Origin of the sequence: Imperialibacter sp. (assembly GCF_040222385.1) — a bacterium.
Classification (GTDB): Bacteria; Bacteroidota; Bacteroidia; order Cytophagales; family Cyclobacteriaceae; genus Imperialibacter.
Map to the genome: position 1 here is coordinate 1 of NZ_JAVKDF010000017.1, position 23416 is coordinate 23416.

Annotated in this window: 15 protein-coding genes and 1 other RNA gene; 7 read left to right on the forward strand and 9 right to left on the reverse strand. The window is 45.8% G+C overall.

The annotated features are described in order from the left end of the window. The coding region (locus RIG68_RS03725) for a response regulator (RefSeq protein WP_502880609.1) at nucleotides 1–402 on the forward strand (402 nt) is incomplete at its 5' end. Here RIG68_RS03725 and RIG68_RS28895 read toward each other — a convergent pair. Further along, a complete protein-coding gene (locus RIG68_RS28895) occupies nucleotides 399–965 on the reverse strand; it encodes a DUF8439 domain-containing protein (protein ID WP_502880617.1) in 567 nt (188 codons plus the stop codon). The two genes, RIG68_RS03725 and RIG68_RS28895, sit on opposite strands and share 4 nt — an antisense overlap. Next, the gene (dnaX, locus tag RIG68_RS03735) at nucleotides 965–2083 is read right to left on the reverse strand and encodes a DNA polymerase III subunit gamma/tau (protein ID WP_350076261.1); all 1119 of its coding nucleotides are present in this window, start codon (nucleotides 2081–2083) and stop codon (nucleotides 965–967) included. The genes RIG68_RS28895 and dnaX overlap by 1 nt, the downstream gene beginning before the upstream one ends. A 572-nt stretch (nucleotides 2084–2655) precedes the next feature. Between dnaX and RIG68_RS03740 the strand changes: the two genes are divergently transcribed. Genes RIG68_RS03740 through RIG68_RS03750 form a run of 3 tightly spaced genes read left to right on the forward strand, consistent with a single transcriptional unit; the run spans nucleotide 2656 to nucleotide 5432 of the window. After that, nucleotides 2656–2955, forward strand: a complete 300-nt coding sequence (locus RIG68_RS03740; protein ID WP_350118739.1) for a hypothetical protein — start codon at nucleotides 2656–2658, stop codon at nucleotides 2953–2955. Between the two features lie 16 nt (nucleotides 2956–2971). Then, on the forward strand, nucleotides 2972–3895 hold the full coding sequence (locus RIG68_RS03745; protein WP_350118742.1) for a hypothetical protein: 924 nt from the start codon (nucleotides 2972–2974) through the stop codon (nucleotides 3893–3895). A 13-nt stretch (nucleotides 3896–3908) separates the two neighbouring features. Beyond that, entirely contained in the window at nucleotides 3909–5432 is a 1524-nt protein-coding gene (locus RIG68_RS03750; RefSeq protein ID WP_350118745.1) for an ATP-dependent nuclease, read from the forward strand. Between the two features lie 130 nt (nucleotides 5433–5562). Here the strand turns inward: RIG68_RS03750 and ssrA are convergent. After that, nucleotides 5563–5967, reverse strand: a transfer-messenger RNA (tmRNA) gene (gene ssrA / locus RIG68_RS03755). Between the two features lie 223 nt (nucleotides 5968–6190). Between ssrA and RIG68_RS03760 the strand changes: the two genes are divergently transcribed. The 3 genes from RIG68_RS03760 (at nucleotide 6191) to RIG68_RS03770 (ending at nucleotide 14260) form a co-directional block, all read left to right on the forward strand. Then, a complete protein-coding gene (locus tag RIG68_RS03760) occupies nucleotides 6191–8449 on the forward strand; it encodes a beta-galactosidase trimerization domain-containing protein (RefSeq protein WP_350118748.1) in 2259 nt (752 codons plus the stop codon). Between the two features lie 101 nt (nucleotides 8450–8550). Beyond that, nucleotides 8551–11403: a carboxypeptidase-like regulatory domain-containing protein gene (locus RIG68_RS03765; protein ID WP_350118751.1), complete on the forward strand. Its 2853-nt coding sequence runs from the start codon at nucleotides 8551–8553 to the stop codon at nucleotides 11401–11403. A gap of 49 nt (nucleotides 11404–11452) precedes the next feature. After that, a complete protein-coding gene (locus tag RIG68_RS03770; RefSeq protein WP_350118754.1) occupies nucleotides 11453–14260 on the forward strand; it encodes a carboxypeptidase-like regulatory domain-containing protein in 2808 nt (935 codons plus the stop codon). Nucleotides 14261–14323: 63 nt separating this feature from the next. On the opposite strand, the gene RIG68_RS03775 is transcribed toward RIG68_RS03770, so the two are convergent. The 6 genes from RIG68_RS03775 to RIG68_RS03800 all read right to left on the reverse strand — a co-directional run bounded on the left by RIG68_RS03775 (nucleotide 14324) and on the right by RIG68_RS03800 (nucleotide 23091). Beyond that, nucleotides 14324–15046 carry a hypothetical protein gene (locus RIG68_RS03775; protein ID WP_350118757.1) on the reverse strand — a complete coding sequence of 241 codons (723 nt, stop codon included), beginning with the start codon at nucleotides 15044–15046 and terminating at the stop codon, nucleotides 14324–14326. A gap of 122 nt (nucleotides 15047–15168) precedes the next feature. Continuing rightward, nucleotides 15169–16905 carry a M14 family metallopeptidase gene (locus tag RIG68_RS03780; RefSeq protein WP_350118760.1) on the reverse strand — a complete coding sequence of 579 codons (1737 nt, stop codon included), beginning with the start codon at nucleotides 16903–16905 and terminating at the stop codon, nucleotides 15169–15171. 8 nt (nucleotides 16906–16913) lie between these two features. Then, nucleotides 16914–18572, reverse strand: coding sequence for a M14 family metallopeptidase (locus tag RIG68_RS03785; protein WP_350118763.1), 1659 nt, complete (start codon nucleotides 18570–18572; stop codon nucleotides 16914–16916). 109 nt (nucleotides 18573–18681) lie between these two features. After that, nucleotides 18682–19932 (reverse strand): GAF domain-containing sensor histidine kinase, encoded by a 1251-nt coding sequence (locus tag RIG68_RS03790; protein WP_350118766.1) that lies wholly within the window; start codon nucleotides 19930–19932, stop codon nucleotides 18682–18684. Between the two features lie 196 nt (nucleotides 19933–20128). Then, a complete protein-coding gene (locus RIG68_RS03795; RefSeq protein ID WP_350118769.1) occupies nucleotides 20129–22756 on the reverse strand; it encodes an ABC transporter permease in 2628 nt (875 codons plus the stop codon). After that, entirely contained in the window at nucleotides 22753–23091 is a 339-nt protein-coding gene (locus tag RIG68_RS03800; RefSeq protein ID WP_350118773.1) for a PadR family transcriptional regulator, read from the reverse strand. The genes RIG68_RS03795 and RIG68_RS03800 overlap by 4 nt, the downstream gene beginning before the upstream one ends. Nucleotides 23092–23416 lie beyond the last annotated feature (325 nt).

Consider the following 23416-nt stretch of genomic DNA (forward strand, 5'->3'; position numbering starts at 1 on the left):
ACCCCAAAAGTGAGCCTTGTCATGCTTGTGGATGACAATGACACCGACAACTTTCTCAGTAAGAAGATAATGGAGCATGTCAATTTTTCCGAAAGTATCCTGATAAAGAATACCGGGAAGAGTGCCCTTGAGTACTTACATCAAAACCAAAACGACCCCCACAAAATCCCGGATATTATTTTCCTTGACATCAACATGCCCATTGTGGATGGTTTCGTGTTCCTCTACGAATACGAAAACTTTCCTCCTCAGCTACACGAAAAAATTAAAGTTGTCGTGTTGTCAAGTTCTAACAACAAACGAGACATCAACCAGTTTCTGAACAACAGGTTTGTTCACCAGTTTATTTCCAAGCCTCTGAGCGAAAAAGCCCTGATGGAACTGTCAGCAGCAGAAGCCTAAAAATCGGTATCTAAATAAAGCTTTTCTTTCAGCTTGAGCAGCAAGGGCTGCTTCTCGGCCAGGTAGTTGAACTTCTCCTTGTCGGTGTAAAGTCTTTGTTTTAGTTCTGCCTCTTTGATGGTTATCCGCAGTGTGACCGTTGGGTTCGAAAGCTCCCTTCTCAAAAACTGAACTAGCTCAGTTTCCTCTACCTTCAAAAATTTACGCTCAATGTCGGTAGACAGCTCTATCTCAACGACCGACTCCTCTCTCTTGAGCAATAGCTTTTTGAAAATCATCTTCAGCGAGTCGGAAATTTTGCCCGCTGATTTCTGCTGCGCAAATTTCTGCCAGGCTTCGGTGAGCTGGTCTTGTGTGTAATCGGACGAAGGAAGCTGACTAACGGCCTCTGCCTCATCGGTGTCATCCGGCTTCGCTTCCTGTACTGCTTCCTTCTTTTCCGCCTTGACGGGAAAAATGCTCGGGGTTTCCTTTTTCTCTGTGCCGCTCTTATAAGTGGTTACAACCGGTCGGGGCGCACTTGTGCCATTTGCTGCACTGGTGTCCTCGGGTTTTTCAGCTATTAGCTCACTTTTTTTTTTGCCCCATTTTCAGGGGCGGGCAAGCTGGCTAAAGAAAACGCTGCGTTCAAATGAGTCAGCTTCATAAGCGCCAGCTCCACGTGAAGGCGTTGATTTTTGCTGGCCTTGTACTGTATGTCGCACTGGCTCAAAATGTTCAACCCGGAGAGAAGGAAAGAAAGAGAGGTTTTTGACGATTGGTCGCTATACTTTGTTTTGATGCTTTGGGCGACCTGCAAGAGCGAAATCGTTTCCTTGTCTTTGCAAACCATCAAATTGCGAAGGTGCTCGCTAAGCCCATTGATGAAGTTGTGGCCGTCGAAGCCGCTTCTGATGATTTCATCAAAAATGAGCAGTACGCCTGACAGGTTTTCTTCCAAAAAGAAATCTATGACCTTAAAATAGTAGTCGTAGTCAAGAATGTGGAGGTTCTTGATGGTGTCCTGATAGGTGATTTTGTTGCCAGACGAAAAGGTAACAATCAGGTCAAAAATAGAAAGCGCATCCCTTAAAGCACCATCGGCTTTCTGCGAAATCAGGTGAAGTGCTTCTTCCTCTGCTTCTATACCCTCGTTGGCAGCTATCTTCTGAAGCTGAGTGGTGATGTCCGAAATCTCGATCCTGTTGAAATCGTAAATCTGACAACGGGAAAGGATAGTGGGGATCACTTTGTGCTTCTCCGTCGTAGCCAAAATGAAAATGGCATAGGAAGGCGGCTCCTCCAGCGTCTTCAAAAAGGCATTGAAGGCCTGGGTGGAGAGCATGTGCACCTCATCGATGATATACACTTTATAGTTGCCCTGCTGGGGTGGGTACCGCACCTGATCGATCAGGTTCCTGATGTCGTCTACTGAGTTATTGGAAGCGGCATCAAGCTCGTAAATATTCAGGTTATTGCCGGTAGCCAGCGGATTGGCGTTATCGAAACCGTTGATCATACGGGCGACAATACGGGCGCAGGTAGTTTTGCCTACTCCTCTGGGCCCGCAAAACAGCAATGCCTGGGCCAGGTGGTTCTGGTCAATGGCATTTTTGAGGGTAGTGGTGATATGCTCCTGACCTACAACCTCATCAAAACCAAGTGGGCGATATTTTCTTGCTGATACTACAAAGCTTTCCATGGGGGCGCTCTCTATCAAGCAGGCAATTTATCCTGAATCGGAAATTAAATGAAATGAAAGAGGAGTTAATATGAGGGAGGAGGAGAAAAGTTATCCACACGCTGCTTTTACTCATGCTGGAGACTTGCTGACATGCTTGTTGAAGCTCCTTTTTTTGAAGGAATCTCTGGAGAAAGAACGTTGATTTGGGTAGGTATAAAGCAGAGTTGTCTGAGCAGCAGTTTGCTCAGAAATTTGTAAGGAACAGATTTATCAGTATTTGTCTGGGAAACAGGAGTCAACGGCTTAAACTTTACTTTACAGCTTAAGGAGGCTTTAGAGAATGATCCTGGAAGCTTCTGGTATTTGAATTGAATAAAAGAGCCTGTTAGAAATGATAGGCTCTTTTCCCTGAACCTTCACATTGACGGATATAGAAGAAAGTCTCTACAATGGGGAGATTCAGGTGACTTTATCATAAAGCGGAGTTCTATTGTGAGCCACTTATAGGACTTATTGCCATTAATCTATTGAAGCAAAATATGATTTTTTCAACTTTAAACCCGTAATTTTAACAAAGCAGGAAAATTTGCATGACTCAAAGAAAGGAAATGTTAGAGAAAACTAGTTATAGAAGCGAAAACGAAAAAATTTTGGCTGAAGGCTTTATTGATCTAGGAACTGCCTTAGTATTAGCGCCCGTCAAAAAGCTATTAACGGAGCTTTCTGAATATAAAAACCAAGACCTTCTGGAAGACACAAAAAAATTCGACAGACTTATAAGAGATATTACGACAAAACTTCCTGAGGAGTATGCCGCCAAGATAAGATTATTGACCTTCTATTCGAGGATACCCTCCTTAGATGATGACATAGATGACTTGCCATTTTGAATTTGACAGATAGCAAATGAACTTTCAAATTGATAAGGAGGCAGTATCTCAAGGCGTCGCAATTATCCAAGATTACATTTTTAAGCGTGAGGCAAAAAAATCAGATCCCACCGACCTCAAACTTCTCAAGTTACTTCAGTGTCGAGAGAGTAATCCTGACTTTGAAATTGAACTAGCAGAGTTAATCTGTGGAGAGGAAGGCAATTCGTTCCCATATAGGACTTCCTATCAGTTAGATGCCTTTTTTAGTAGGTTAAACCTAAACTTCAAACATGACGGAAGTACAAGAAGATATTGGGTTGAGAATGTTTTGAAGCAATTGGATATTAAACAGATAGGAAATGTCATAACCAGAGGGCTTTTCTACAAAAAGGATTTTAAAAGACTGGCCAAGGATGATAGTAACTTCGAAGAGAGCTACCAGAGAGCCCTAACGGAGTTCCAGTCCTTTATAAGAGAATCTATTGACGCCGGAAAAGAATTGGATTTGGGACATGTCCTTGATATGAATGTCAATACTGATCTCCTTTTCAATCAAGAAGCTACTACAAATGACTCAGAGCTTAATGCGTTAATTAATGAAGCAAAAAGTCGTTTTCTAAAGCCTGGAGATAAACAGGTAGCGCTTGAAAAAATCTGGGACGCTTTTGAAAGAATAAAGACCTACTATGGTCAAAATAAAAAGGAATCCTCGACTAAACTAATATCAAAAATTGCTTCAAACCTGGGAGAGGAGGAGTTTAACAATGAATTTGTGACATTGACAAAAATTGGCAATAATTTCAGAATAAGGCACCATGAAACAGATAAAATTGAGTTGACAGATATAAGTCAAATAGACTACCTTTTTTTTAGAGTCTTATCACTTATTGACCTATGCCTATCCAAAATTGCTGAAGACAGTAATAATTACCCTTCAGATAAAGTTGTGTCTCAATAAGGGTATATAGCCGATGAAAAAAGGAACCATTAAAATTAGTAACTACAGAAGCATACCCTATGACAATCCTATTTCTTTTGAGATCGGTGAGGGAATCACATTCATTTTAGGTGTCAACAATATTGGAAAGTCCAACTTACTGAAATTCTTTTATGAATTTCACTCAATAGTGGTCAATGAAAACAACCTTGCAGGGAACAACCTATTAATAAGAGATAGTATACCTCTATCTTCTGTTGTAAATCAAAGTTCGCCTCGAGCCGATATCAAATTGGAATTTGAAACTGAAGATCAGAAGCTAAATATTTTAATCAAGCCGAGATCGCGTAATAATTTAGATTCCGCAGAATTCATTTTTAATGTTAATGCAGAGGGTAAGACCGGCCTTCCACCTGAACCAGGCCACCTTAAGGTTTTCTTTGAAATTTTTAGGCGATCAACTTATATAGGCTCATTTAGGACTCCATCTTGGCAATCTAACGGAACTTACTACGACATCTCCATTGGTGAGTCATTTATTCACGATTGGGATCAATGGGCAAATGGTACAAGTCTTAGCAAGAGAACTGATATTTTAAATCTAGAAGAAGAACTGCGAGAGCTTTTTCAGTTTAAAAGATTTAAGATTTCTGTTACACCAGACAAGAAGAATTTATTAGTAGTCACTGATGATGGATCATTTCTATTGAATGACCTTGGTGGCGGAATTGGTCACTTTATTTTAGTTTTAGGGAATGCTCTAATTCGAAAACCAGGATTTATCCTAATAGACGAACCAGAGAATGCTCTACACCCTAGACTTCAAGAGACATTTATCAGAACACTAGCTTCAAAAGCGAAGTACGGACTCATTGCAACATCCCACTCAATTGGATTGGCACGTAGTACCGCAGATAAGATCTATTACCTTGGGAAGAACAATGAAGGTAAACTGAAACTGTCCGATTTTGGAGAAAGCTATAATCCCTCTCTTTCAAATACCATAAGTGAACTTGGGTTCAGTCAGTTTGTTGAACTCGGCGGAAATAATATCCTACTGGTAGAAGGACGGACTGACATCAAGTGCTTCAAGGAAATTCTTCGAAAATATAAGATCGAGCACCACTTCATTATAATGGACTTAGGGGGTGCGGGCTTTATCAATGAAAATAGCTTAGAAGAGTTAAGTGAATTGAAAAGGTTGAATGCAAAATCTTATTCAGTAATTTTTGATAGTGAAGCCGAAAATGAAGGAGCGGAACTCAAAGAAAATTTCAAAGGATTTGTTAAGAATTGCGAAAGTCTTGGTTTCAATGTTTTTGTCACAGACTATCATTCCACTGAAAACTACCTATCTCAAAGGGTAATAAGCTTGGAGCTTGGAGAAACGTATACTGCTTTGTCAAAGTATGAAAACTTCAGTGCAAGACCCAAGGAAAAAAAATGGGGTAAAACTTTAAATTGGAAAATGTTTAGGGCTATGGAGATTTCTGAACTTGAGGGGACAGGACTTGATTCATTTATTAAGGAAACTTTGAAGCCTCTAACTCAACACTGAAATTTTAATCTTTCTATCTTTAGTAAATAAATGTTTAACCAAGGTAAAGCCACCGCATTGCCACCAGGTTAAAATCCTAAAAAAGAAAAACCCTGTAAATGAAACACTTACAGGGTTAATTCTCTTAGTGAAGTGGAGCCGGAGGGAGTCGAACCCTCGTCCAGATAAGGGAAAAATGTACCGTCTACATGCATAGTTACCGATTGAATTTTCGACTGCTTGCCGGTAGGCAACATACCAACGCACAGCTTAGCCACTTAATTTCGCAGGTGCTTAGTAGCCTCGCACCCACTAGTTCAACCATGTCGACACCCAAAATCAGCACCGGAAGAACGAGGCACTGGTGGATGTGGCTGGGGAATCTCGCTAGAGACTCAACCCTTTAAGCCTTCACCTCAACGTTAAGTTAAGATTAAGCAGCCATGGCGTAATTAGATTCGCCAATTGTTGTTTGAGTGAATTGCTCACGGATGTACACTCATCACCCGGCACGCAAGCACAAAATCCGTCCTTACTGTCAAAACCAGTCGGCCCCGGAGTCTACGATTTGCAAATAAGGGTACAAATATAGCGTATTAAAAGTTCGCTATACGCCAGCGCCTCTAATTGTTTTTGATAACGAAACACAATTGCTTTTCGCCAATTTAAATGGCCTGGGCGTTGTCTCCCACTCCTGCGTGCCGCACACCTGTCATCCCTTTTTGCTTGATACTGAACAAATATTTGCTCACTATTCTCAGGGAAATACAAACAACACCATGCCACATAAATCCATCAACCGCAGAAATTTTCTTCAGCAGGGCGCTATTATCACCGGAGGCGTAGCTCTTACCCCACTTGTTGGCTACGCCACCCCTAAATCCGTTTCAACAAAAAGCGCCCTGGCTGATGAGCCCATGTGGTACCAAAAGCCTCTTCGAATGCTTCAAACGGTACTCCGGGAGCCTGATGCCACCAACTACAATGCGCAGGCAGTGGTGGACTATATGCTCAAAACTGACTGCAACACCCTGGTGGTAAACGCCGGTGGCATCGTCGATTTCTTCCAGAACCCACTGCCCGCCGCCAACATTAACACATTCATGGCTAAGAACGACATCCTGAAAGACATCACAAATGCCTGCCACAGCGTCGGAATCAAAGTAATAGGTCGTGTTGACTTTCGTGGAGTAGAAGAAAAGATATTCCGGCAATTTCCCGACTGGTTCAGCTATGACGAAACAGGCAAACCTATACAGCTTGGCTACACAAGGCCGCAGCTTTATGCCTCCTGCTACACCAGCTACCACCGGAACGAACATGCCGAAGAATTTATCCAATACATCATCAGAGAATATGATATTGACGGCATTTGGCACAACAGCATTGGCGTGGGTGGCATCTGCCATTGCTCCCGCTGCAAGGCGTCGTACAAAACAAAAATGGGAGATGATTTACCTGTTTACGCTACCGCCACTGACGAGACACTGAAACAGTATATGGTTTGGAAGTCGGACGTGGCTGACCAGCATATGCGGCGGATGAAGGACACAGTGAAGGCTTTTGGAGCCGATAAAGCATATTCAGCGGAGGTATTTAGCATGTTTGAGTCGGGTGGCAAGGTCGACTCCGGCATTGACCTTTACAATGCCAGGGAGCATTTTGACTACCTGGTAAGTGTGGCCTTTCTTACAGAAAATTCAGAGCACATTCACTACGAAGACCTGAACTATGCCAATACGATTGTCAGGTTCCTCAAATCGATGGCGCCGGAAAAAGAAGCTGTGATTCTATACGGTGGCAATGGCACTGCCCACCGCTATGTGATGGATCCGCCGCAGGATCTGAAAATTTGGCTTTGGGAGGGATTGTCAGCAGGGGGCAGGTTTTGGAACTGCAGTTTCACGGGTCAGTACCCTGACGCCACGCACGACAGAAGGAATGCTTATAACCACCAGGATACTTACAGCTTCATAAAAAAGTACGAACACTTGCTCGCACACCATGTGCCTGTTGCCAATGTGGGCATCTACTACTCCAGGCCGACCAGGCTTTTCTACAGAAACAAGCCCACTGAAGGGGACAGTTTTGATGAAGCCATCAAAGGGGTAGAACGAGTGCTCGCCGAAAACCACATCCCCTATCACTTCATTCCTGACGACCAGGTAAGCACGAACCGACTCAATAAATACCAGGTCATTATATTACCCGACGTCAAATGTCTTTCTGAAAGAGAAATCGAACTGCTTCGAAATTTTGTTGGCGAGGGAGGGAAGCTACTCGCCACCTACGAAACCAGCCTTTACGATGAGGACGGACTACCAAAGCAAAACTTTGGTCTGGCTAACGTTTTTGGGTGCCGCTTTACCGGCGATAAAGTGAACACCCGAAAAGACTGCTATCAATTCATCAACGACCCCGCACACCCGCTCGTTAGACCCGATAGTGCGAAAACCGAACTATTTATCAACGCTGGGTTTACACTACTGTGCGAAGCGGCACCCGAAGCCAGGATGGTTTGTACATACAGTCCGCTAGTCCATAACCAACCTCCCGAGAAGGCCTGGATCGATCAATGGGGGAAAAAGCACCCCACCGTGCTGGAGCACAGTTATGGCAAGGGAAGGGTCATCTATTTTGCCAATCAGCCAGACAAGGTCACCTACACCATGGGGCATCCCGACATGAGCAACCTTATACTGAGGGGCATTCAATACCTTGCCGGAGAAGCGAACCTGCCAGTGAGCACAAATGCCCCTGAGAGTGTTCATCTGGGGCTCACAAAGTCGACAAAAACGGAAGGTGAGTATATACTCTCGCTAGTAAACACTACTTCCGGCCAGGGTAGGCCGGTCAGGCGACTGGTGGCTGTAAATGAAATTAAAGTTGTTCTCAACCTCCCCGGAAGCTCTTTGAAAAAATTCGAGGTGATGAAATCGCAGGGAGAATGCAAAGTGGAAGTAAGGAATGGCAAAGTGGAAGTGGCCGTTGAAAAACTGGAGGATTATTTCAGCCTATTTGTGAAAATGGGTATATGATGCAATTTGTTTTAGCATATTTATTTTAGTTAGCGGAATTTTATTGGCCTATATTTATCCTCCATTAATTAAATTGGGAGTAAAACTTAACAACGCCTGCTTTGTACCAAGTAAAAGGAATAATTCTGGTTTTATATTTACTGGTGAATTTCCTCATTTCATCAGCTCAAAGCATTTCGGGAGCGGTGACAGACAACGCTACAGGAGAACCCCTCCCCTTTGCGAATGTATTTGTCGACAACACTACCATAGGAACAGTAACCGACGCCGACGGCAAGTACGTTTTGAAAGGAGTCAGTCCAGGCAAAATGATTTTGGCTGCTTCCTTCGTTGGCTATATTACAAAGTCGGTATCGATTGACCTTAAAGAAGGGGAGCCACTGCAAAAAGACTTCTCTCTGGCTCCTCAGGAAAAACAGCTTGATGAGGTGGAGCTTACATCGAGAAGGGACAGAAAGTGGGAAAAACAGCTCGAAAGATTTGAAGAGGTTTTTATTGGCAGCAGATATGACCCATTGGTGAATAAAACCAAAATTCTCAATCCATGGGCCATCGACTTTGAGGAAGGGAAGACCAGCAATGGGATGCGCTATTTTTCTGCCACCTTTAACCAGCCTTTGGAAATTGAAAACATGGCGCTCGGTTACAAGCTGATTTATCATTTGAATGTGTTTAGCCAAACCCGAAATGGCACCTTGTATCAAGGCCCGGTGCAGTTTATTGAAATGGACACCCTTTTTGAAGATGTGTCCAAAAAATGGATGGAAAACAGGCAAAAAGCCTATCAGTCTTCATTGCGGCATCTCTTCAAGTCGATGATCAGAGGAGACTTAGCGGCTCAGCATTTCGAGGTTTTTCAGTCGAAAAGCTTCCAACTTAACCATATCAGAACCAATAGCTTCTATTATGAAAAAGACAACTCTATAGAACCTTTCTCTTTGGACAGGGCCGTCAGGCCTGGGCAACAAATTGGTGATTTTAAGGTCGTTTCCTCCAAACGACTGGAGGTGCACTACTCTGGCATGTCGTGGCCAAACACCTATTATCACGACGTTTACCATCCCATTAGCTGGATTAGCCTTAAAGGAGGCTCCACTGAAGTGACGAGCAAAGGCGTGCCTCTCGATCCCTCAGATATTGTCATCTCGGGGCACATGGCCAGGGCCAGGGTGGCGCATCTGCTTCCTCACAACTACACCCCGGGCGACACGGTGTCGGCTTTCAGTTCGACGGAGGAAATCATGATCGCCCAGCAACAATATAAACAGAACAGCCTTCGGGAGAAACCGCATTTGATTACAGACAAGCCCTACTATTACCCGGGAGAGACCATTTGGTTCAGTGGCCAAATGCTGTACCAGAACCCCCTGATGGCCGACACTCTGAGCCGGGTGCTTTATGTTGATGTGATCAACCCATTCCGCCAGATAGTAAAAACAGAAGTATTTCCGATTAAAAATGGTAAAATCACCGGACAATTAACTCTTCCGACATATTTACAAGCCGGCGATTACAATCTCAGGGCCTACACACAATGGATGCAGAACTTCCTTTCAAACGACATCACTTACCAACCTTTGCCAATCATTAATCTGTACGAGAAGGTAGTGAACACAACAGTGACCAGCGACAATGTGACCGACCCTGATTTACTGATCACGATTAACACTGAAAAGGAACATTACCAACCCCGCGACAAAGTGCAAGTGTCCCTGAGCGTAATGGATGCAGACGGAGGAGCCATTTCCTCCAATCTGACTGTGTCAGTTACCGACACCCTTCGGGTAGCCTCGGTTCCAACAAGCCCAACACTACAGCAAGCCTATAACTGGGTGCTCAACGGAAAACCTAGCCCCTACTTCACCCAGCCGCAACATCAAATCGAATACGGCATTAGTGTGAGCGGACAGTTTCTGAACAAAAAAGGAGAGCCAGAAGCTGCCAACATTACGATAGTGCAGGGCGAGTATGAAGACTATGGGGTGGTAGCAGCCGACTCGACCGGTAAGTTTTGGGCAAGTGGTTTACAGTTCAACGACAGCTCGGCCATTGCTATGGCTGCAATCAATGAAAAAGGGAAACCATACGGATCGGTGCAGTTGGCAAAGCAAACTGCACCTGAAGTAAAAGCAAAGCTTACCAACCTGAACCTAAATATAAAAGAACAAGAGTTACCGCAGCCCATCTTTTCTCTTCCCAGTGATATCGATTATACCTTGCTCAATGAAGTGGTGGTGGAAAGCTCCAAGATTGAACCCTTGTCAGAAAGGAACTATGGCTTTGGCCCTGCGGATAAGACATTCAGTCAGGAAGATATTCAGAGATCCTCGGGTCAGAGCGTAATGGAAGTTATAAAAAGGGGTATGCCAGGCTTTAATGAGCGTGGAATGTACCGAAAAAATTGGGGGCTTAGCTCAGGTATCGACCCCACCACAAGATACATTCCCACTCCACTGGTTATAGTAGACGGCCAGAAGTTTATAGAGAGTTCTCCGCCAACTCCCGGAGCAACAGGCGTCGATTACCTAGCTACGCTCAATCCGGCTGATATAAAAAGTATTTCCGTTTACACCTACAACGCCGGAGTTTTTGGACTGCAGGGATTTGACGGTGTTATTATGGTAGAAACGAACCTTGGCGGAGAAAGACAAGCAGACGAAAAACCCACCATTTTCAATAAAGACGGCTTTAGCCTTTACACGGTCAAAGGTTACACCCCAGCCCAGGAATTCAGAACACCCAATTATTCTCAGCGAAAGGAAAGCCATAGCGAGCCCGACACCCGCACGACCATTTACTGGAATCCTTCACTCATCACCGATAGCGAAACAGGTAAAGCTGAGTTTTCTTTCTATGCTGCCGACGCTCCCACGGTTTACAGGATAGTGGTGGAGGGAATGACGGAGGACAATACGCCGGTGAGGGAGGTGAGGTATGTACAAGTCAGCAAATAGTGGCATAAAATATGCTCCGAAGCAGTAATTAATGGTACCCTCATCACTTTTGAAAACCCTATCAAAATTAGCTCCGCTTCTGCTTTTCGGGCTTGCTCTGTCATTAAATTCTGTAGCCCAGAGCTTCGTCTTATACGGCACTGTGTATGACAAATCCACCAATAAACCCCTTCCTTTTGCCAATGTGTTTATCAACAACACCACAAGTGGTGCTGTCAGTAACGGCGAAGGGAAGTTTAGCATCCCCATTCCTGGCCCGGGATACATTGAAGTAGTTGCTTCCTTTGTCGGCTATGTCACCAGTTACGAGAAGGTAATGGTTAGCGGCAATCAACATGTAAAAATATCCTTTGCGCTTGAGCCGCTTGAAAAACAACTCAATGAAGTAGAACTCAAGTCAAAAAGAGACAAGAAGTGGGAGAGGCAGTTAAAAAGGTTCGAAGAGGTCTTCATTGGCTCCTACAACGACCCTTTGTCTTCGCAAACAAAAATACTAAATCCATGGGTGCTGGATTTTGATGAGGGTAAACTGAAAGGCGGGCAAAGATACCTCGCCGCTACCTGCTATCTACCCCTCGAAATTGAAAACACTGGCCTGGGCTACAAAATCATCTATCACCTGGAAGGTTTTCAGCAAACAAGAAGCGGTTTTAACTATGAGGGGCCGATACAGTTTATAGAAATGGATTCCACTGAAGCTATGTCAAAGACATGGGATACGAACAGGCAAGAGGTGTACCTCGGTTCGGTGAGGCATATGTTCAAAGCACTTATAAACGACCGGCTGAAGCATGAAGGCTTCGAGGTTTACACAGTGAAACCCGAGGGCAAGCATCATGTGAGAACAAAGCGGCTGGAAGTTGATAAGGAGTTTATGCTCGACACCATTTCGAGGTCCAAAATGCTTAAGCCCGGTGACCGGATAGGAGACTATAAGGTTCGGTCACAAGCCCCTCTGGAAGTTCATTATTTCAAAAAAATATGGCCCAACCTTGTCTATGCCGATGCCTACTATCCGGTAAGCTGGCTCACTTTCAAAGACTCTACGGTTGCAGTAAGCATCAAAGGTGTGCCGTATGACCCGAGTGAGTTGATAATTGCGGGCTATATGGCCAGAGACCGGGTGGCCCGAATGTTGCCTTACAATTTCACCCCCGATAAAAGTTATACGTCATTCGACCCCGAGCCTTCTGAGATTGCCGTCAGGGGGATTAAATACAATGCGCTAAGGGAACGCCCATATGTTCAAACTGATAAACCTTACTACTATCCGGGGGAAACCATCTGGTTCAAAACCCAGATGCTTTTTCAAAACCCTCTTATGACCGACACTTTGAGCAGAGTCGTTTACGTCGACCTGTTGAACTCAGACAAAGCCATTATTCAAAGCAGTGCCCTGCCGATCAAGGATGGGGTTAGTCATGGACAACTACAACTCCCCGGTAATCTGACTCCCGGCCAGTACACCCTTCGATCCTACACGAACTGGATGCGAAATTTTGATGACAAGGACATTTTTTATCGATCAATCCCTGTGCTCAACCTTTATGAACAGGTGCAAAACACTGAAGCAAGGCCTTCAAGAATAAAGAACCCTGATCTAATGGTTTCTTTAAAACTGGAGAAGGAGGTTTACAAACCAAGAGAAAAAATCGATGTACAAGTTGTTGTCGCCAACTCTGATGGAGTCCCATTGATGGCGAATTTGTCTGTTGCCGTAACTGACACCTTGCACGTGGCTTCAGTGCCGTCCTCCACTACCCTGGAAGACGCATATGAATGGACCTATCAGGTCTCCAGTGCTCAGCTAAAAAGCCCACCCGGCTATCAAATAGAATATGGCATTAGTGTAAGCGGAGAATTCAGAAACAAAAAGAAACTACCAGAGCAGGCATCGGTTACCATTGTGCAGGGAGAGTATGAGGACTATGGCATTGTTGAAACAGACAGCGCCGGTAGGTTTTGGGCCAGCGGGCTGCAGTTTGAAGATAGCGCTCAGGTTGCCTTCGGGGTAATAGATGCCAAGGGACGTCCTTTCGGCTCGGTAACAATCGATGAAAAAGTCCCGCTTGAGGCACCAGACTCTCTGCCTGTGCTACACCTGAACATAAAAGAAACTGCGATGCCTCAACGCATTTTCGTTTTGCAAGACGAAGATGAGTACACGCTGTTGCAGGAGATAGTGGTAGAGGATACACCTATTGAACCGCTGTCAGAAAGTCAATACGGCTACGGCGCTGGCGACAAGACTTTTACGGAAAAAGATTTTGAAAAAAATCCCCAACTCACCGTATTTGAATTCCTTGGAAGAAATGGCACTGGGCGAACTAGCTTCCAACGGCACAATTGGGGCATCAAGGCAGCACCGCCTCTTATTATCATTGATGGGTCGAGATATGGTGGAATCTACGGGGAAACGCCATGGCAATACCTGGAGTCGCTAACAGTTGACATGATCAAAAGCATCAATGTGTATACTTATGGCGCAACCATTTTTGGTATGACAGGATCAGGCGGCGTGATCATGATTGAAACAAAGCGCACAGAAAGACAGGCAGACGAAAAGCCCACCATTTTCAATAAAGACGGCTTTAGTCTTTACACGATAAAAGGTTACACCCCGGCACAGGAATTCAGAGCACCCAATTATTCTCAGCGAAAGGAAAGCCATAGCGAGCCCGACACCCGGTCGACCATTTACTGGAATCCTTCACTCATCACCGATAGCGAAACAGGTAAAGCCGGGTTTTCCTTTTATGCCGCAGACTCTCCAACGGTTTACCGAATTGTAGTAGAAGGAATGACAGAGGACAATACGCCGGTGAGGGTGGTGAGGTATATTGAAGTGAGAAAATAGCCTGAAACAGAAAGCCCTTCAGACCAATGTGGATGAAGGGCTTTCGATCAGGTTTAAGTCCCTTTACAGGTTTTCTACTTCTTCCTGCAAGTTGTTCCGCACAAGTAGCCCGGTTGCCAGGCTCGATAATAATAGCCTGTCTCTTTCACTTAACGACGTGTCGAACCACACCCTTCCCTTGTTGAGGGTTTCGACGGCCCCTACCACTTTGTCGCCCTGGAGGAATTCATAGCCAAACACCTGTGTTTGCGGAATTTTTGACCCTTGCAGTTTGGTTATTCCTTTTATGGTAAAGTACTCATCGCCTTTTTCATCCAAAACTACTCCCTGGCATTTGACGGTCAGTTGCTGGTTGTTTGGGTTGAGCAAAAGAAAGTCAAAGCGCTGAAGCTCTGGCTGCGAAAAATAGACGGCACCCGCAAAGACATCCTTTTGCTTGAGCGGAATCTGAAAATAGCCTTTGGCCAGTGAAAGGTGGTTATCCTTCAGGCGGCTGTCTCCCAGAAAGTTTACCCCAGCGCCAGCCTCTTTGTTTACTATGTTAAAAGCAAGGCTTTCCTTTCCGCCGGAAAAGTCAACAAGGAAGGGAACATGATAACTAAAGGTCATGCTGCGGTCAATCTTGCTCGTCTCGTAAGGGCCAAACTTAATGACCTGGTTGACCTGCCAGCCATTTTTGCCCTGAACCTCATACGACTCTGCCTTGGCGGCGAAGTCTTGCTGAAGTGATACCTGAGCAGTTTTGCATGAAACTGCTGCTAAAAAAATAAACGCTAGTCTTTTCATATTGAGTTTTAAAATGAAAAAGACATAGCAACTCCAATGCCAGATTTATCGTTTCCGACCAGCCAAAAACAAAAAAAGGCCGCACCGGGCGACCTTTTGTATTACAAATCAATTTTAGCGATTTACCTCGTCACCACCCCTCCCTTTTCGCTATCTACTTTCACCGTGTACTTGCCGGAGCCGCTCACAATCCAGCGAACGGTTACCGCTTCCATACCCGGTATGTTTTCTACAGCGATTTTGGCAGGAGCTACCTTCTGCTCGGTGGTTTTATTCATGTCCACATCTGTCACCACCATGCCAGCCACCACATTGGCTCCTTCAAGGGAAATATAGTCGGGGCGGATGATTTTGTTCTTGGTGTCGTGACTGGAGTGGGTTGGGATCAGCCTTTTGTTGGCAATGGTAGCTGTTACCTGCTTCAATCCGCCGCCAAGGTCTTTTTCTTCGACCTTTTCAATCACTAGCTTGGGCGTGTGGTAAGCATGGAAGATCAGGAACGCCATGTTCCGGTGGGCATCATTTTCCAGCAGGAAGCCAGGATTGTCTCTGCCAAAATTCTTTCTAAAGCCACCTATCTCGATCTTGCCAAGCTCGGGATGGTCAAATTCCTTCCAGTCGACAAAAGCATCAGTCATCAGCAAGTTCTTCTCAAACTTGTACATGTCCTTCTGCACTTCATCTCCTCTTCTGCCCCCTTTGTAGTCTTTGCCAAACATGAAGTAAGGATGGTACAGCTCGTTGGTGAACGTGAAAATGCCACGGCAGCCATGAAACCAGTCGAGCTCGCCACCAAAGGCTGTGTATAAGTCCTTCCACACCACCATGTAAGTGTAGCCAGGCATGATGCTCTCTCCCAGCTCCCCAATGGCATCGTACACCTTGTCGTCGGTAGCGTTGTAAGTTCCCCGGTCTTCTTCAGCCCCAGGCCCTCTCAGGATCATGCCACCTGAGTTGTGGAAACTTTGGGCGCCGCCAATATTGGGGTGCTTCATCACAAACTCCATCACGTTCCTGTTTTCAGGCACTGAGAACGGATACTTGTGCGCCCCTCTCTGGATGTACTCCGGCTGCCAGTTCCAGCCCCAGTCACGGTTGGGGTCGTAGTAGCCACCCACCCGGTCTTCGTTCACTTCACCGTCTCCATCGTTGTCTTTGCCTTCGTAGCCCAGCATTTCGTATTCACCGGGCTCTCCTGCTTCTACTTCGATCATTTGCCGAGGGTCGGTGGGATCAATGATGTATCGACCATTAGGGTTCTTGCGGCGCATCATGGTCACCTCGCCATCGCCATTCAGGTCGTCGTAGCCATCTTCGTCTACCAGCCCGTCTCTGTCATCATCGATAGGCATCATACCAGACCGTGGGGTATTGGCCGTGTTAACGCCTTTCATATAGTCGTTCCTGGCATCAGGGTTAATGGTCGGAACAATGTAGAAAACTTTGTCGGCCAGCAAATCCTTGATGAAATCGTTGTAGTACCAGCTTTCAGCCAGGTACCAGGCGGTGTACATAGCAAACTCACCACCCTGAATCTCATTGGAGTGAATATTGCCGTCGACGTACATGCCTGGCTTGCGATCCACGTTGCCTTTGGAAAAATCTGTGATGGTCAGGGCAATCATGTCACGCCCTTCATAGGTTTTGCCGATAGTCTCCACCTTTACAAGGTTAGGATGCGCCTCCGACAATTTTTTGGCAATAGCCCACAGCCCTTCGGAGGTATAATACCTGTTCCAGCTAACCTGCACCTTTGGATTTGGCGGGCTACCCGCCGCTTTAAATATCTGATCTGGCGATTGGGCCGAAACACTCAACCCCGCCAAAAGAATGATGAAAGTGTATAGTATTCTCTTCATGACTGTTCTTATTTGAGATTGATTGTTTTCGTATCTATTCCAGTCTGTGCTGAGCCTGCAGAAAGCTTCACACTGCCTGAGCCCTTCACAAGCCACGACATCGTCACTTTGTCGCCCCCTTCAATGGACGAAATAAGCTTCACCTTGTCGCCTGAAATGATCTGCTGACTACCCGATAATACCATTTCAACTTTGGTCATTCGCACCCATCTTGTCTTTTGAGCCAGTTCAGTCATGGTAGCCAGCGTGCCTGCATTGAAAATGTCGGCAGTAATACGTGTCATTCCCTTGCCAACTGTTTCAGTTGTGAGGTTCTCAATTTTTACCTGTGGCTTCATGGTGGCCAGCTTGGCTATGAACTTGTTCTGCTTGGCCGAGATGTCGGCTACCAAACTGAAAGGCGGATTATAGGGAGCAAAGGGCTTCCAGCTTCCTACTTCCACTTTTTTGCCTGGAAAATCAGGGTGGTTCACTGCCTTCCATTCTACAAACAAATCGTGATTGTTGGCTTCAGCCCAACGCAGGTAGTCCACTTCTTTGTTTTTATCTTTGTTGGGCGTGTATTTGGCCTTGGCAGCACTGTCCTCCGGCATTTTGAACTCCGGCCAGCTCCAGGCTGGAGTACCAAACGAATAGCGGGCATAGTGGAAATAACCCCACTCCATAAAGCCACCTCCCTGCACTACCGACTGCGCTCCTTCTTTTTTGCCAACGATGTCAGCATAGCTTTTCGATGCCAATGCATTGGCGTCAGCATCAGTTTTCAGCATGCCTTTAAGTACTCTTTTGGAGGCCTCACCAGCGTTGTATTTTATCGGTGCATTCAAGTTGTCAGAAGAACCAAAAGTAACCAGGGCAAACACATTCCAGCGCTCAAAAAGAAAATCGAGCACTGCACGGTTTTCCTTGTCGGCGACAGGGAAGTCTCCCGCTCCGGGCTGAAAATAAGGGAAATCCCATGTGAGGGAACTATTGAAATTGATGCCACCAGCGCCGTCTTCATTGAAGGCACCGTCTTTATCGTTATCTGTGCCCTCTGCGAAATAGAGGTAGCCACCTGTTTCGCCGTCCGCTGCCTTTACCATGATGCGGTCATCGGCTTCGCTTTTTTTCCATTCCCCGGTAGTATCTTCCACCCGAATCATGGTCACAAGGCCGTCTCCGTTAAGGTCCTCGTAACCATCCTCACCATTTTGGCCGTCACGGTCATCGTCGGTTGCACGGCCGTTGCCAGTTCTGGCGTACTTGAGCGAGGCAAAAAACTGATCCGACGCTTCGGGGTTTACATTGGGCAGCACATAGAAAGTAGTTGTCGCCAGCAGATTCTTCACGGAGTCCGTCTGCGACGAAGCCATCAGCTGCTCGGCAAACCTGAGTGCCAACTCCGTGCTTACAATATATCGCCCGTCAACCCCACCGGCTACTACAATGGCCGGGTGATTGTCGATATCGCCCGATCCAAGTGTCAGCACCCAAATGTCTTTGCCGCCGTCGGTTTTTCCGATGGACTGTAGTTTGGCCACTGAGGCGTACTGCCTTGAGAGTGATTGTAGCTGAGTAGTTATCTGCTGGCTCGACCGGTAGTCGTCCTGGGCCTGCGAAAATCCATAGGCCAGCGTTACCAAAAGTGTTGTTATTAGGAGCCTCGCCCCTGCTTTTTTAGACATAATCGATTGATTTGATCAGGAGTAAAGTAAAGCAGAGTGCATGAGTCGGCACATAACATTTTTATAAGGTGCACTCAGGTCATTTGGGAGGCCATTGGGTTATGTATGGTTATTCCTGTGATGGTTCCATGTTGGTTCCTTTTGCCATTTCAAAAACAACTTTGGTACCCTTGCCCACTTCACTTTCAATGGTGAGTTGGCCATTACACTGACTGGCAAACTGCCTGACAATAAGCAAACCAAGGCCTGACCCCTTTTCTCCTGAGGTTCCTGCGGTGGTGCGTCTGTCATTCCAGTTAAAAAGGGCTTTAATGGCCTCCTGCGACATTCCCTGACCAGTGTCCTCCACAATAATCCTATCCAGGCCTTCACTCTCCTCCAGGGTTACCGAAATAGCGCCTTCTGAAGTAAACTTGTTAGCATTTGCAATCAGGTTTCTAATCACAAACCTAATGATGTCCCGATCAGCGGTTATTACGGAACCTTTCTTTACTTTATTCAACAAGCTATTCCCCTTGTCAACAGCACTCCTCTTAATTCTGTGAAGTTGTTCCTCAGCAATATCGTGCAAGTCAAACTTGTCTGAATGTAAAGATGCATCGTTGAGCTGGCTCGTAGCCCAGCTAAGCAGGTTTCCGAGCAAATCGGAGGTGCTTTCCAGGCGCTCATTCAAATCAGCTCCCAGGTTGTCTATCTCTTCTTTAGAAAGTCTGCCATCTACGAAAAGATTGAAAAGCTGCTTCAAGTTCTCAACTGGCCCCTTTAAGTCGTGGCCAATAATCGACAACAGCCTGGTGAGTGTCTTATTGTGGGAGGAAAGCTCTTCTTTTTGTTTGTCAACGGTTTTGAGTGCTTCAGTCAGGTGACGGTTATTCTTCCGAAGCTCGAAATAGGTGACCACCTGCTTAGCCAATATCTTTAGCGCCCGTTGCTGAACCTCGGTAAGGGTGGTCGGCTCGGTTCCAATAACGCACAAAGTTCCGAGGCTATATCCCTTTGCCGACTTGAGAGGAACACCGGCGTAGAACCTTATGTGAGGGGCCCCTTCCACAAGCGGGTTGTCGTGAAACCGCTCGTCTTGTTTGGCATCCGGCACCATCATTAGATCATCGCCATGGATGGCATGGGCGCAGAAAGCGAAATCCCGCTCTCCTTCTCTGCCGTCAATTCCCTTTCTGGCTTTGTGCCATTGCCTTTTCTCGTCAATCAAGGTAATTGTTGAGATGGGCTTATTGCAGATTTCGGAAGCTAACTGCACAATTTCATCGAGCTCCTCTTCTTCAGGTGTGTCTAAAATGTTGTAGGAAAGTAAATCGGCCAAACGAGCCTTCTCATCCTTCGAAATCGGGGGTGTTACCATTTTTTATTTATTACTCGATAAATACTTAACAGGTTAACGGCGGTAACATGTCTCTACAACATACGAAAGCCTGGTATAGTTTGGATTTAAAATACACAATAGGAAGCAAACAGCAAGATGCGACGCCTGCTCTCTTTAATGGCGACAAAACAAAAAAGGGGCTGGTTGGCCCCTTTTTATTCAATTTTGAGAAAGCTTATTCTTGCTTCAGTGCGTTAACAGGGTTGCCAGTAGCTGTTTTCAGCGACTGATAAATAACCGTGAGCCAGGCTAACAGCGTAATGGATAAAACAGGTATAAGAAACACTAAAACGCCCAATTCCATTCGGTAGGCAAACTCTTGCAGCCATTGCTCCATCACATAGAACGCAAAAGGCACGGCTATCGCAGAGCCTAAGAGAATAAGCTTCGTGAAGTCAGACAACACCAGCGTAGTAATGGAAAATACGCTGGCCCCCAGCACCTTCCTGATAGCAATCTCCTTGAACCTTTTTTCAAGCGTGTAAGCTGCCATGGCAAACAGTCCCAAACAAGCGATAAGAATAGCCAGGGCAGAGAAAACAGTAAATATCTTTCCAAACTTGGCCTCCGACTCGTAGAGCTTCGCAAAGGCCTGATCCACAAAGTCGTAGTCGAACGGCTCCTCGGGAGCAGTGGTGCCCCAAAGCTCGTTCACGTAGTTGACAGTCTCCTGGTAGTTGCCATTAACCCTCGCCAGGTAAAAGGCAGAGCCCCAGTTGGTCTTGTGAATTTCAGGGTCGTACCTGATCGCCAGGCCTCCTATTTTTCTTTTAAGAGAGGAAAAATTAAAGTCCTTCACCACACCAATTACCGTCCATACCCCCTCCGATCTTTCCAGCCGCTGACCGATCGGGTCGTCCCAGCCCAGTTCTCTTACCGCAGCCTCATTCAGCACAATTGAGGCAGTGTCGCTCGCCAGCTCTTTTGAAAAGAACCTACCCTGAGCCAGCTCCACTCCCATGGTTTCCAAATAGTAGCTATCAGCAAACATCGTGTAAAGACTATAGTTGTCCTTCACATCGCCCACGGTGCTATAACCCCAGTCGCCAATAAACTGTGATGGGTAGGTAGTGCTTGTAGCCACGCTCTCGATGTTTGGACTTTCAAGGAGCTTCGATCTGAAAAACGGGCCGCTGTCTTTTAATGCTGACCCGGCCTTGATCACCATTGTGTTGCTCGAATTGAAGCCCAACTTCTGATCGGTCATATGGTTGATCTGCTGGTACACGATTGAGGTGGCAATCACCAGAAAAATGGATATCGCAAACTGGAAACTCACTAAGGCCTTTCTCAAAAACGACCCGGATTTACCCGCCTTGAGCTCCCCTTTTAATGCAGCCACTGGCTTAAATGAAGAAAGGTACAATGCAGGATAGCTACCAGCAATGATGCCAACGGCAGTAAGTAGCAGCGTCAACCATAGCATATTTTCAACGGTGATAAGATCTGTTGACAGGAACTGCTTTCCCGAAAGGTCGTTGAAATATGGCAGCGCTACGAGCGAGAGCAAAATAGCCAAACCGAGCGAAAAAATGCTGATGAGAAATGACTCTACCATGAACTGCCGGATCAACTCACCCCTCACCGATCCAAGTACCTTTCGTATGCCCACTTCCTTCGATCTACTGCCTGATCGGGCCGTACTCAGGTTGATAAAATTGATGCAGGCGATAAGTAAAATAAAGAAGGCTACCGCCGAAAAAATATAAACGTTGTCCATGGAGCCAGCGCTTTCGGCCAGCGTTAACCTGGGATAGTTCAGGTGGATTCTTTGGATGGGCACCAATGTAAATCTATAGGAATCATCTGATGCGAGATAGTCATCAAAGTTCTCATAGTGGTAGGTTTCCATCAGGTCTTTAGCCATATGCTTGCGCATAAAATCAAGCATCTTAGCCTCAAAGGCCTCTTCCGAAGCACCTTCCACCAACTTTACATAAGTAAAAAAATTGTTGCCAGTCCACCAGCCAGTTGTGGCCCAATACTCATGGGGCATGGCCACCAGGTATTTGAACGGCATGTGGCTATTGATCGGCGGATCTTCCACCACAGCAGTAATTTTCACTGCGTCACCTGACGACTTGATTATCTTTCCAACAGCAGTTTCATGGGGAAAATACTTATCGGCTACACTTTTCGTCAAAACGACTGTGTTCGGTTCGGAGAGTGCTCCCTGCGGCGTTCCCTCAATGAACTTGACATCAAACACCTCAAACACTGTGGAGTCGGCCAGGCTGCCTCCCGGCTCCGAGAAGACATTATCCCCAATCGCAAACGAAAAATCATAAAGGCCATTGAGCCTCGTGTATGACTCTACCTCTGGATAGTCGCTTTTCAGCAATGCACCCAGCCGTGTGGGTGTGTAAGGCCCACGATCATTGATCGCAATTCTGTAAATACGGTCACAGTCCTTCCAAAACCTATCATAGCTCAGGTCGTGCTTGATGTAAATGATGATAAGCAAGCAACATGCTATGCCAACCGAAAGGCCCATTATATTGATGGAGGAGTAAAACTTTTGTCTCCAAAGGCTCCTTAGTGAGATTTTAAAGTAGTTTTTCCACATGTCGAATTGATTTAGTCGTTTTGAGTTTTCCAGTCCTTTTATGTATTTCCACCTGAAGAACCTTAGCACATCCCAGGCGAACCCTCGTCTTGCAGCTTTCTCGCCTGCACTTTGGCAACGCAGGTCAAAAAGCTCGTAGAGGTCGCCTTCGATAGCTTCCAGGCACCTTGGTTTGCAGTACCAATGCAATAATTTCAAAGCCCAGCCGGGTGGCTCCGGTAAGTGCTGTTCGGTCATACAAAATTTAGATCCAACGTTACCTTCGGAATTTGATTGTAGAGCGTGTTGCGCATTTCCTTCACGTCCGAAAGCGCTTTTGCTCCGCTTGCCGTCACAGAAAAAAGCCTTTTTCTCCGCCCACCTCTTTCGTTCGTAGCACCGCCCAGGTATGATTTCAGGTACCCCTTTTGTTCAAGCCTGTCGAGTGCCGAATGTACTGCACTAATATTGATCTGCCGCCCGGTTTGAGCTTCTATTTCCTGTAGCACACTAATGCCATAGGCGTTGTCGTGCAGCACTGCCGTTATCAGCAATACAAGCTCTTCAAACTCGCCGAGGTTGATTCTTTGCATACTTATTGAGGTTCAGGGTTGTCTGCAAATAATTTGATTTACTAACGTGAAAGTAATACCTATGTTTCACAATTGTAAACTAAATAGACTGATATAAAATAAAAGGGTTGCACTAAGCCATAAGCAATGCTACAAGATGACTGATGGTTAAGTTTTACGTAGGGAAATTAAAAAGAAGGTCGTCGAATCAGTTTAAGGAGTCGACGGTAAGGTTTATTATTAGCGGTTAAAATTTGAAGTCGACGGTAAAAAGGGTTACTTTCGAAGTTAAAATTGTATTCAATTGTGAATTCTTTATGGAAAAGTGCCAGCAATGATGTTGTTT

Coding starts and splice junctions, on each gene's coding strand:
- dnaX (WP_350076261.1), bottom strand. CDS start 2,083: ATGGAAAGCTTTGTAGTATCAGCAAGAAAATATCGCCCACTTGGTTTT.
- RIG68_RS03740 (WP_350118739.1), top strand. CDS start 2,656: ATGACTCAAAGAAAGGAAATGTTAGAGAAAACTAGTTATAGAAGCGAA.
- RIG68_RS03745 (WP_350118742.1), top strand. CDS start 2,972: ATGAACTTTCAAATTGATAAGGAGGCAGTATCTCAAGGCGTCGCAATT.
- RIG68_RS03750 (WP_350118745.1), top strand. CDS start 3,909: ATGAAAAAAGGAACCATTAAAATTAGTAACTACAGAAGCATACCCTAT.
- RIG68_RS03760 (WP_350118748.1), top strand. CDS start 6,191: ATGCCACATAAATCCATCAACCGCAGAAATTTTCTTCAGCAGGGCGCT.
- RIG68_RS03775 (WP_350118757.1), bottom strand. CDS start 15,046: ATGAAAAGACTAGCGTTTATTTTTTTAGCAGCAGTTTCATGCAAAACT.
- RIG68_RS03780 (WP_350118760.1), bottom strand. CDS start 16,905: ATGAAGAGAATACTATACACTTTCATCATTCTTTTGGCGGGGTTGAGT.
- RIG68_RS03785 (WP_350118763.1), bottom strand. CDS start 18,572: ATGTCTAAAAAAGCAGGGGCGAGGCTCCTAATAACAACACTTTTGGTA.
- RIG68_RS03790 (WP_350118766.1), bottom strand. CDS start 19,932: ATGGTAACACCCCCGATTTCGAAGGATGAGAAGGCTCGTTTGGCCGAT.
- RIG68_RS03795 (WP_350118769.1), bottom strand. CDS start 22,756: ATGACCGAACAGCACTTACCGGAGCCACCCGGCTGGGCTTTGAAATTA.
- RIG68_RS03800 (WP_350118773.1), bottom strand. CDS start 23,091: ATGCAAAGAATCAACCTCGGCGAGTTTGAAGAGCTTGTATTGCTGATA.